This window comes from Candidatus Symbiopectobacterium sp. (assembly GCF_020054415.1).
Lineage (GTDB): Bacteria > Pseudomonadota > Gammaproteobacteria > Enterobacterales > Enterobacteriaceae > Symbiopectobacterium.
Window position 1 is genome coordinate 1 of record NZ_JAHWCO010000734.1, and the last position, 1,721, is coordinate 1,721.

Here is a 1,721-nt window from a genome sequence, read left to right on the forward strand (position 1 = left end):
GGACTGTGGTGATGGCCATATCTGAGTAGTAGAGCGGTCGTCCACGCCGTTCAGTAGTGTTTTTTTCCGTCCATGCAGCAATGGCTGATTCATCTAGCCATACGGTTAGAGAACCGCGCTGCTTGAGGGCCTTGTTATAAGAGGGCAAGTTGGTGATTTTAACATTTTGTTTTGCCATGGAGACCTGATTTTGAAACAACTGTGGTGATCTGCTCCGATGATTACCCAAAAGTTCTATTTATTCAACAAAGCCCGATGATTGAGCCGGTATTGCCGCCGTTGCACAGTTGCAATGTGCCTGCGGAAATCAGAGTGCCGCCGAGATAGTTATTGGCGGTCGTTAATACTGTGGTGCCACTACCTCGTTGATCGACAAGAACATTACCGGAAATGGTACTGTTGAAAATTAATGTGTCACCACGATTAAAAGCCAGTGTTCCATTGTTGTTAACGTTGCCGGTGAGTGAACCCGTGTTTCCGCCATTACCCAATTGCAGAGTTCCTGCGGATATCGTGGTGAGCCCCGTGTAGGTATTGTTTGCTGTCAACACCGTTGAGCCTGTGCCTATCTGGTTGACCACATCTGTGCCGGAAATAACACCATCATAGACGAACGTATTATTACGATTAAACGCCAGCGTAGCATTGTTGATCACATTACTGACGATTGAACCGGTGCCGCTGCCGTCGCCAATTTGTAATGTCCCTTGGGTGAGTACCGTCTCTCCGGTGTAGGTGTTCTCCCCAGTCAGTGTGAGCAAACCGGTACCGATTTTGGTCAAGGTTCCTACGCCTGAAATAATACCGCGTTAGGTTAACGGGGAGGCGAGGGCGATATCAATGGTACCGCCGAGGGTGCACAATAGGGTCGCCCGTGACGTGGACATGATTGCTTCAGTGGCAAGCGTACCGCCATTAAAAGATAGCACCCCATCGGACTGACCAAGGTTGCTGTCGCTAGTAATGAGCAGCGTACCGCCGTTAATTGCTGTGCCCCCGGTATACGTGTTGGCGCCGTTAAGCACCAGTGTGCCGAGATCGGTTTTCACCAACTGCACATCGCCCTGTAAGATGGCATCGATGGTCGCTGTGTAGGCTGCTCCTGGCAGGCTACCATTGCCAACTCGCACTGTGTTTTGCCCTGAGCCGGTTTCCGTTTCTACCAGTGACAGTTCCGCGCCATTCAACACGTAGCTATCAGAGGCGAACTGCATTCCCGATGAGGTAACTTGACCCAGGCTATTATCAACCGTGACGTTACCGGCTTCCGCCTGAAAAATGGCAAAAGCCCCCTCCTGCCACGGGGCGTTTAATATGCCATCGGAGGCCGTCCAGTTGTCGTTACCCCCCGTAGCGGTTTGCCAGACACCGTTACCGCCATCGACGACACCGTTATTTTTATTACCCACCGCGCCGCCGTCCCACATATTTAGCGTCAACCCGGTGGTATCAACCAGGTTTACCTGATTCGCAACCGATGTTTGTACATATTCAACCCTGCCCGGCGGAATATCACCGAGTTCCAAACCGTTATTGGTCAGGGTTCCTGTGTAGTCAATGACACGATAGATACCAGGACCAAATAGGTCGTGTATTCAATGAGTTGATGTAGCATCAAACGTAGTACTCGCGTTCGATGTAAGTACCGATGATCCTATCGTGCATTTCGGATGATTTTGAATATCCGAGCGTCTTGCGATTGAGCCGTTGCAATCGGTTAC

Annotated in this window: 4 protein-coding genes; all 4 read right to left on the minus strand. The window is 50.6% G+C overall.

Annotated features, from left to right (window positions below):
• The coding region (locus QZ506_RS21125) for a transposase (RefSeq protein ID WP_291973723.1) at positions 1-178 on the minus strand (178 nt) is incomplete at its 3' end.
• A 64-nt stretch (positions 179-242) separates the two neighbouring features.
• Positions 243-782 carry an autotransporter-associated beta strand repeat-containing protein gene (locus QZ506_RS21750; RefSeq protein ID WP_367273050.1) on the minus strand — a complete coding sequence of 180 codons (540 nt, stop codon included), beginning with the start codon at positions 780-782 and terminating at the stop codon, positions 243-245.
• A gap of 27 nt (positions 783-809) precedes the next feature.
• Complete coding sequence (locus QZ506_RS21135) at positions 810-1,526, minus strand: autotransporter-associated beta strand repeat-containing protein (protein WP_291973721.1); 717 nt, start codon at positions 1,524-1,526, stop codon at positions 810-812.
• A gap of 88 nt (positions 1,527-1,614) precedes the next feature.
• A partial coding sequence (locus QZ506_RS21140) for an IS1 family transposase (RefSeq protein WP_291970255.1) occupies positions 1,615-1,721 on the minus strand: 107 nt, incomplete at its 5' end.